The sequence below is a fragment of the Xenorhabdus sp. IM139775 genome (genome assembly GCF_028598745.1).
Taxonomy (GTDB): domain Bacteria; phylum Pseudomonadota; class Gammaproteobacteria; order Enterobacterales; family Enterobacteriaceae; genus Xenorhabdus.
Genome location: NZ_JAQRFK010000109.1, coordinates 1 through 6,495, shown reverse-complemented (window position 1 = coordinate 6,495; position 6,495 = coordinate 1). Strand labels below are relative to the sequence as shown.

General features: G+C 49.2%; 6 protein-coding genes and 1 pseudogene. 4 read left to right on the top strand and 3 right to left on the bottom strand.

Going from position 1 to position 6,495, the window contains the following annotated elements; genetic code table 11:
- Positions 1 to 365 precede the first annotated feature (365 nt).
- The 3 genes from PSI17_RS15550 to PSI17_RS15540 form a co-directional block, all read right to left on the bottom strand.
- Positions 366 to 629 (bottom strand): helix-turn-helix domain-containing protein, encoded by a 264-nt coding sequence (locus PSI17_RS15550; protein WP_045969202.1) that lies wholly within the window; start codon positions 627 to 629, stop codon positions 366 to 368.
- An 81-nt stretch (positions 630 to 710) separates the two neighbouring features.
- Positions 711 to 866 (bottom strand): hypothetical protein, encoded by a 156-nt coding sequence (locus tag PSI17_RS15545; protein ID WP_273552841.1) that lies wholly within the window; start codon positions 864 to 866, stop codon positions 711 to 713.
- Positions 867 to 1,471: 605 nt separating this feature from the next.
- Entirely contained in the window at positions 1,472 to 1,663 is a 192-nt protein-coding gene (locus PSI17_RS15540) for a hypothetical protein (RefSeq protein WP_273552840.1), read from the bottom strand.
- A gap of 304 nt (positions 1,664 to 1,967) precedes the next feature.
- Between PSI17_RS15540 and PSI17_RS15535 the strand changes: the two genes are divergently transcribed.
- The 4 genes and pseudogenes from PSI17_RS15535 to PSI17_RS15520 all read left to right on the top strand — a co-directional run.
- Positions 1,968 to 3,755 (top strand): type VI secretion system baseplate subunit TssF, encoded by a 1,788-nt coding sequence (locus PSI17_RS15535; protein WP_273552839.1) that lies wholly within the window; start codon positions 1,968 to 1,970, stop codon positions 3,753 to 3,755.
- 35 nt (positions 3,756 to 3,790) lie between these two features.
- Positions 3,791 to 5,803: a type VI secretion system Vgr family protein gene (locus PSI17_RS15530; protein WP_273552838.1), complete on the top strand. Its 2,013-nt coding sequence runs from the start codon at positions 3,791 to 3,793 to the stop codon at positions 5,801 to 5,803.
- Positions 5,800 to 6,294 (top strand): DUF4123 domain-containing protein, encoded by a 495-nt coding sequence (locus PSI17_RS15525; protein ID WP_273552837.1) that lies wholly within the window; start codon positions 5,800 to 5,802, stop codon positions 6,292 to 6,294. Before PSI17_RS15530 ends, PSI17_RS15525 begins: the two co-directional genes overlap by 4 nt.
- Positions 6,294 to 6,495, top strand: a pseudogene (locus PSI17_RS15520) (hypothetical protein); the annotation flags it as partial. The gene PSI17_RS15525 and the pseudogene PSI17_RS15520, both read left to right, overlap by 1 nt.

Here is a 6,495-nt window from a genome sequence, read left to right as displayed (position 1 = left end):
GAGAGGGGATCCTTAACATGGCGGCAAGCTCCGTCGGGTGAACGGAATTTGATTAAAGCAAAGTGCCGGATAAAAAACCAGCACTTTGTCAATAATCTGAAATAAATGTAATTTATTGATTATAATAAATTTATTTTCAGATGTCTCTTTTGTGCCCCTTTTAATGCCCCTGAATTATTTTGTTACATAAATCTCGGCATGGGGCTGATTATACTAACCTTTATTACGTTTGTATATTTTTTCCGTTGTTTTACAGCAAAAAAGCCATGAGGTTTAAAAATGGTCAAATTTGGCTGCCATTTCATACTCAAGGCTTCATATTAAAATTTATCATTTTTACGAAGTCGATCACAAATTGAGGCAGGTTATTCTTGTGACTTATCGCGAACCTTGCGTTCAATCAGTTGACCACTAACACCAAAATAGCGACTCGGCCAGATTTCCGAAGGATGTATACCGAGGTAGTTCGCAATAATCCACTCCCCTTTAGGCCACGGGCGGCTTAATGCGTTTGCTAATGTCGATGAACTGAGTCCCGCTTCACGCGAGACAGCCGCTAAGGTTGTACCACGTTTACGTAATGCAGCAATAATATCGGCCTGATGCCAGTCATTTCTAACGTTATTCATTCCTGCTACCCCTTCCATTAATTAATATTGATGGTGGCGATTCAGACAGGGTTAGCAGACTGGCACTCATACCAGCGAGACTTACGTCTCCCCTGCCTGAACCACCATTGAAAGGGCGATAGCAGGCACACTGGCAAAATTTCTGCCAGTGTCTATGAGTGACAAGGCTGCTAAACCTTGACCATTGGATTTTGCCAATGGCGGGGATACTTTAACTGATTGTTTTATCTGACTCAATAACCGAATTACTAAGTTTAACGGTTATAGCTCCTCTCAAGAGCGCACAAACTCAGAGGAGAATACGGACGGCTAAATCAATCTTTGTTGTTTGTTCTCGTTCGTGATCGCTTTGCTATCCGCATTTCCCCTGTGTTTTCAGACCATTTTCATTCATTTCTAACATTTTGAAACATTCTCTGCGTGTCGGTTAGGTTCACCGTTCCTTGGTGCGTCAGATAATGTGTAGCAGAGAGAGCATTGTGTTGAGTTATTGCAGGAGTTCGCTACGTGCATGCCAAGCACGGCGATGGTGTACTCCCCGTTCAGTGCCTGATCTCAGTCAGGATGAACGCCTCATTAATCGTGACGTGTGTCATATTTCCTTTTTTGCTGTATCAGCCTGTTTTAAGGCAGTGGGTTGAAAACCAGACTTGAAATTCGTTCATCAATCAAACGAAATGTCAGTCAATGGCCTGTTTCGAGAGGTTGCACTGAGTAATTCGTAGTTCAAATCGGCCGTAAAGCCAGTCCGGTTGCGCTCTGGACGTTTGCCGCCCGGCGGCGTCACTTGGTAATCGCTACGCTGTTACGCAAGTGACGCCGCACAGTTTTCGGGACGTTTGTTATTCGTGGATAAGCATGTCGGTGAATGTTGTACCGATTAAAACAGTATTGTATTGGTCAGAACGTGGCAGATACCATTCTGCGGGGAGTGGGTGATAAGCCGGTGCATAAGACCGGTAAACTTTCATCGCCGGACGATGGGTTATGTGTCCGGCAATATCTGCTTCCAAAAGTGCGCAGATGTACCGCAATTTTGCTCTCCCTTTCAGGCTACGGGAGTTTTTTGCTCGCCACCCGAAGGCGATCTTTGCAGGCGATAAGATCATTGAGGTTACAGGCAAATATTAGCGGTTGAGCCGGGTGGGGTCAACGGGAGGGAACCCCTGTTTTTTAATTTTTTCTTGGATGACACAAAAATCACAATTTATTAATTAAATTAACGGATAATTCCGTATGATAACCGGGTTAACCCTGTTTCTTTTGTTATTCATAAAGGTTTTAAATTAAATTCCGATAAATCATTAACTTGAATGCCTGTGTAAGAAAAGAGAAAAAATGAAAAATCAGAAGGAATCTCTGTACCTGCAAGAACTGGCCTATCTGCGGGAAAAGATGAAGCTGGCGGCCGCCGAAAATCCTCATCTGGCTGAGTTTCTGGAACATCCCAATGACCCGGATATCCTGCGTTTGCTGGAAGGTTTCGCCCTCCTGTCTTCCAACCTGCGCAGTAAAATCGGGGATACTTATCCCGAAGTGTCCCATGAAACGCTTGCACGCATCTGGCCTCATACCTTACGCCCCGTGCCCCCGACAACCATCATTCAATTCACGCCCCATCAGGGCGTACATCAGGGGGCGGTCAATATCCCGAAAGGCACCCCGGTGACGGCCGCTGAGGGGGAGCAAAATTTACCGTTTCACACCTGCCGCGACTTGCCTGTCGAGCCGTTTGTGGTGCGGGATAAACAGATCCAAAAGACCCGCGAATACAGTGATATTGTGCTGACGTTGCACCGGACGGGCAATGTGTCGCCGGGTTGGTCAGGCGGAAAACTGCATTTCTTTTTGGGCACCGATAAAAACCGGGCAGCCCAGTTGAGTTTGTGGCTGGATATGCACATTGATGACTTTTATCTGCGCACGGCGGAGGAAGAAATCCGGCTCAGAAACAGTTATTCTTCTGGCTGGGGCGCGAATTTCCAGCACACCCTGTTGCCCACCGAAAAGCTGCCTTTTGCCCGCCTGCAACAAATGACGGAATATTACTGCCTGCCCCATGTATTTAATTTCATCACCTTAGATATCAATGAACAACACGATTTGAAGTTAAACCCGGATAATACCTGTGAGCTGATTTTCCGCCTGCAAGGGGAGCTGCCGATCGATGAGTTGGGTGATGCCTTTCAGCTTGGCTGTGTGCCGGCGATCCATCTGGAACCGATGGTCAGCCCGCCCATTTCACTGGAACCGGATAAGGCGTGTTATCCACTGGCGCTGGCAGACACCGCGCGACTTTTCCGCATAGACAGCATCCAGACGGCGAAGCAACCCGGCGAAAAAGCGGCTCAGGAAAGCGCACCCCGTGGAAAGCCCTGTCATTTTCTGCCGGTTGACCAGTTCCAGCCCAAAAGCGACTGGCTGCTCGATGCGGGTGATCCGGATAACGTCTATTTTCGGTCGCGGGTGACAGACGATTTACTGGGGCGGCTTCACAATCAGGCACACTTTACCGGCATGGACGGGAAAGCCGCGAACAACCTGTCACCGCAGGCAGTATGCGCCCATTTCACCGGCTTCCATATTCAGGCCATGCAGTTGGGTATCGGTGAAATTACGCACACTCCGGCGTCGGTGCCCGCCCATTTACACGCCCGTAATATCACGGTGGTTTCTCCCGATTTTCCCCCGATGGTGATGGGAAAATCAGACTGGTCGCTGATAAACCTCTTAAACTGCCCGCCTTTTTTACTGTTTGATGCCGCCTCACTGAAAGCCTTCCTGCGCCTGTATGATTGTTATGCTGAACACGATCGCCCCCTGAGCCGGCGGATGCAGCAACATATCAACGGCATTGTGCGGATTGACGCCCGGTCAGGTGCACGTATTGATAACACGAAACAGGGACAGGGACGTCCCATTAATGGCAACACCCTGCATCTCTACCTCGATCCGGCCTGTTACGACAATGACGGCATTATGTATCAGTTCTGCCGGGTTATCGACGAACTGCTGGCGTGCTTTGTCGTGCGGAATAATTTCATTCTGTTAAACATTTATCGGCAGGGTGAGCAACAGGTGTTATGGACATTCCGGCAGCGTACCGGACTGCGCAGCGAAATGTAATACGATGAAAGTGGATGAAAAATAAGGAGAGAATAATGCTAAAAAGCGGATTACGCTTTCTTTGCCGGATAGGTGATTTACCCGAAAATACGTTTGCCGTGGCAGATTTTACCCTGCACGAAGGGCTTTCTGACCTCTTCACTTTGAACCTGACACTGGTTCAGTCCCTGCCTGATAACCCCTTTAAACCCAAACCGGAAATTGATTTAACCGCGCTGCTGATGCAGGAAGCGGTGCTGCAAATCTTTTACGGGGAACAGGAGCAACGCAAAATCACCGGCATCATCTCCCACGCCGACTGGTGCGGCACCGATGGTAATCAAACACGCTACACGTTCATCGTGCGCCCGTTCCTCTGGCGGCTGACACTCAATCAGGACAGCCATATTTACCATCGTCAGACGGTGCCGGATATCATGAAACTGTTGCTGAAAAAGCACCATGTCCGGGCGGATTCACAACTGGAAGATCCGCATCAGAACCGGGAATACACCACCCAGAAACGGGAGTCGGATTACGCTTTCTTCTGCCGGCTGGCTGCCGAAGAAGGGATCAGTTTCTGGTTTGAAGATGAAACGTTGTTTTTCAGTGACAGCCATCTGGGAATGACGGCCAACCTGCCGTTGCAATACCAGCCCCAGCCGGACACCGCCCACGGGCAGGATGTCATTTATCAGGTGCGGCTGGGGGTCGGCATGGCACCCAAGCGCAGTATCCACCGGGATTACAATCCGGACCGGCCGCTTTCCCAGGTGTATCAACTGGAGAGCAGCCCGGAATATCAGGCATTGGGTTCACTCACGCCGTATACCATTTACGAAAGTTACGGGCGTTTCCAGCAGGAAGCCGAAGGCAAGCCGTTCGTGAAATACCGCCACGAAGTGCTGAAAAACCAGACGCAAACTGGCAGCGGGCAGAGCAACTGCATTAAACTGCGGCCGGGAAAAATCTTCCAAATCGAAAATCACCCCCATAATCCGCTCAATACCCGCTGGCAGATTGTCGGCATCAGTCATTATGGCCGTTGTCCGCAGGCACTGGGGGACGGTGGGGAGGGTACCACGCTCAGCAACGATTTTAGTTTTATTGACGGCTATGCCGACTGGCGTCCACCGTTTCATTACAAGCCACTGGCCGACGGTGACGAAAGCGCTACGGTTGTCGGACCCGAAGGCGAAGAAATTTTCGTCAACAAAGACGGTGCGATTAAAGTGCACTTCCACTGGAACCGTTACGACAAGCCTGATGACAGCGCTTCATGCTGGGTGCGCGTGGCACAGGGCTGGAACGGATATGGCTTTGGTTTTATGGCGATCCCGCGCATCGGGCAGGAAGTGATTGTCTCTTATCTCAATGGCGATATTGACCGCCCGATTGTCACCGGCTGCGTGTATAACGGACTCAACCGCCCGCCGCTGGATTTGCCGGCCGAGAAAACCCGCACCACGTTTAAGACCAAAACCCACAAGGGTGAAGGTTTCAACGAACTGCGCTTTGAGGATGCAAAAGGCAGTGAGGAAGTGTTTATTCATGCCCAGAAAGACATCAAAGCGCAAATTCTCCATGACGAAACCCACAATGTGGGCCATAACCGGACACATCATATTAAAAATGACGCGCATTTGCGTATTGATAATGAATACCGTGTCTTGGCGGGTAATGATATTTCATTATCGACAGGTCAAAAGCTGCATATCAAGGCCGACGATGCGCTGTTAACCCAGAGCGGCAATGAAATTCACCTGAGTGCCGGTGCCAAAGTGGTGATTGATGCGGGGTCTGAACTGACCATTCAGGCGGCGGGGCATTTTCTGAAAATTGATGCCGGCGGGATCACCAGCAGCGCGGCGGTTAACCTTGGCAGTGGTGCGCCGGGCAATGGTTCAGGCTGGGGCGGCAAATTGCCGGATATGTTGGATAAGCTGAAACAAACCACTGTTACTCAAGCTGAAAAAATGCTTACCGAACCACTGGAAGAAATTTGTCTGACCTGCCTGATGAAAGCTGAGCTGGAAGGTTCTGCAATGGTGATCAGGGGGCAGTCATGACACCAGAATTACAGACGAAATGGACGGAATACCAAAAGACGCACCCTGATACCAAACAATACGCTCTGGTCAATGGCTTGCAATATGAACGCTATTTTGGTGAAGAAATAACTTATATCCCAGGGGTGAATAACCCGCTTTTCCGGCAATGGCCGGATGCCAAAATTGCCTTTGCCGGGCCGTGGTTGTTTGATATGGCTCAGGCCAAATCATGGGAAGAAAAATTATCCAAACTCGAACAGGTAGCACCGTCTGTCTCTTGGTTACACACCACACTGTCGCTAGATAACCTCACCTGCCACCTTGAATCTTATCTGAATATCCAACTGGAAACGGGGAAAATGGCCTTGTTCCGTTTTTATGATCCCCGCATTCTGCATCAAATCCGAGATATTTTCAGTCCAGAACAACTGGTTGCTTTTACCAATGGGATTAATGAGTGGGTGTATTCGTTTGACAGCAATGATTATTTCGTAAAAGGAGGGCAATGATGCTAAAACTCAGCAAGGAACAGGTTGCTAAATTTATTGATGCAGAGGACGAGGCTTATGTCACCCACGTTCGGAAGCGCATTCAATCAGAACACGCTGAGCTAATCGGGAACGAGAGTGAGTATAGCCTGCACAGACGTCTGAAAAAGGCCTATCTGGATTTGATTGATATGGGGTTTAAAGACAAGGCACTGATTGAAT

Excerpts from the sequence above, each read along its gene's own strand:
- PSI17_RS15535 (WP_273552839.1), top strand. The coding sequence starts at position 1,968 with ATGAAAAATCAGAAGGAATCTCTGTACCTGCAAGAACTGGCCTATCTG.
- PSI17_RS15530 (WP_273552838.1), top strand. The coding sequence starts at position 3,791 with ATGCTAAAAAGCGGATTACGCTTTCTTTGCCGGATAGGTGATTTACCC.
- PSI17_RS15525 (WP_273552837.1), top strand. The coding sequence starts at position 5,800 with ATGACACCAGAATTACAGACGAAATGGACGGAATACCAAAAGACGCAC.
- PSI17_RS15550 (WP_045969202.1), bottom strand. The coding sequence starts at position 629 with ATGAATAACGTTAGAAATGACTGGCATCAGGCCGATATTATTGCTGCA.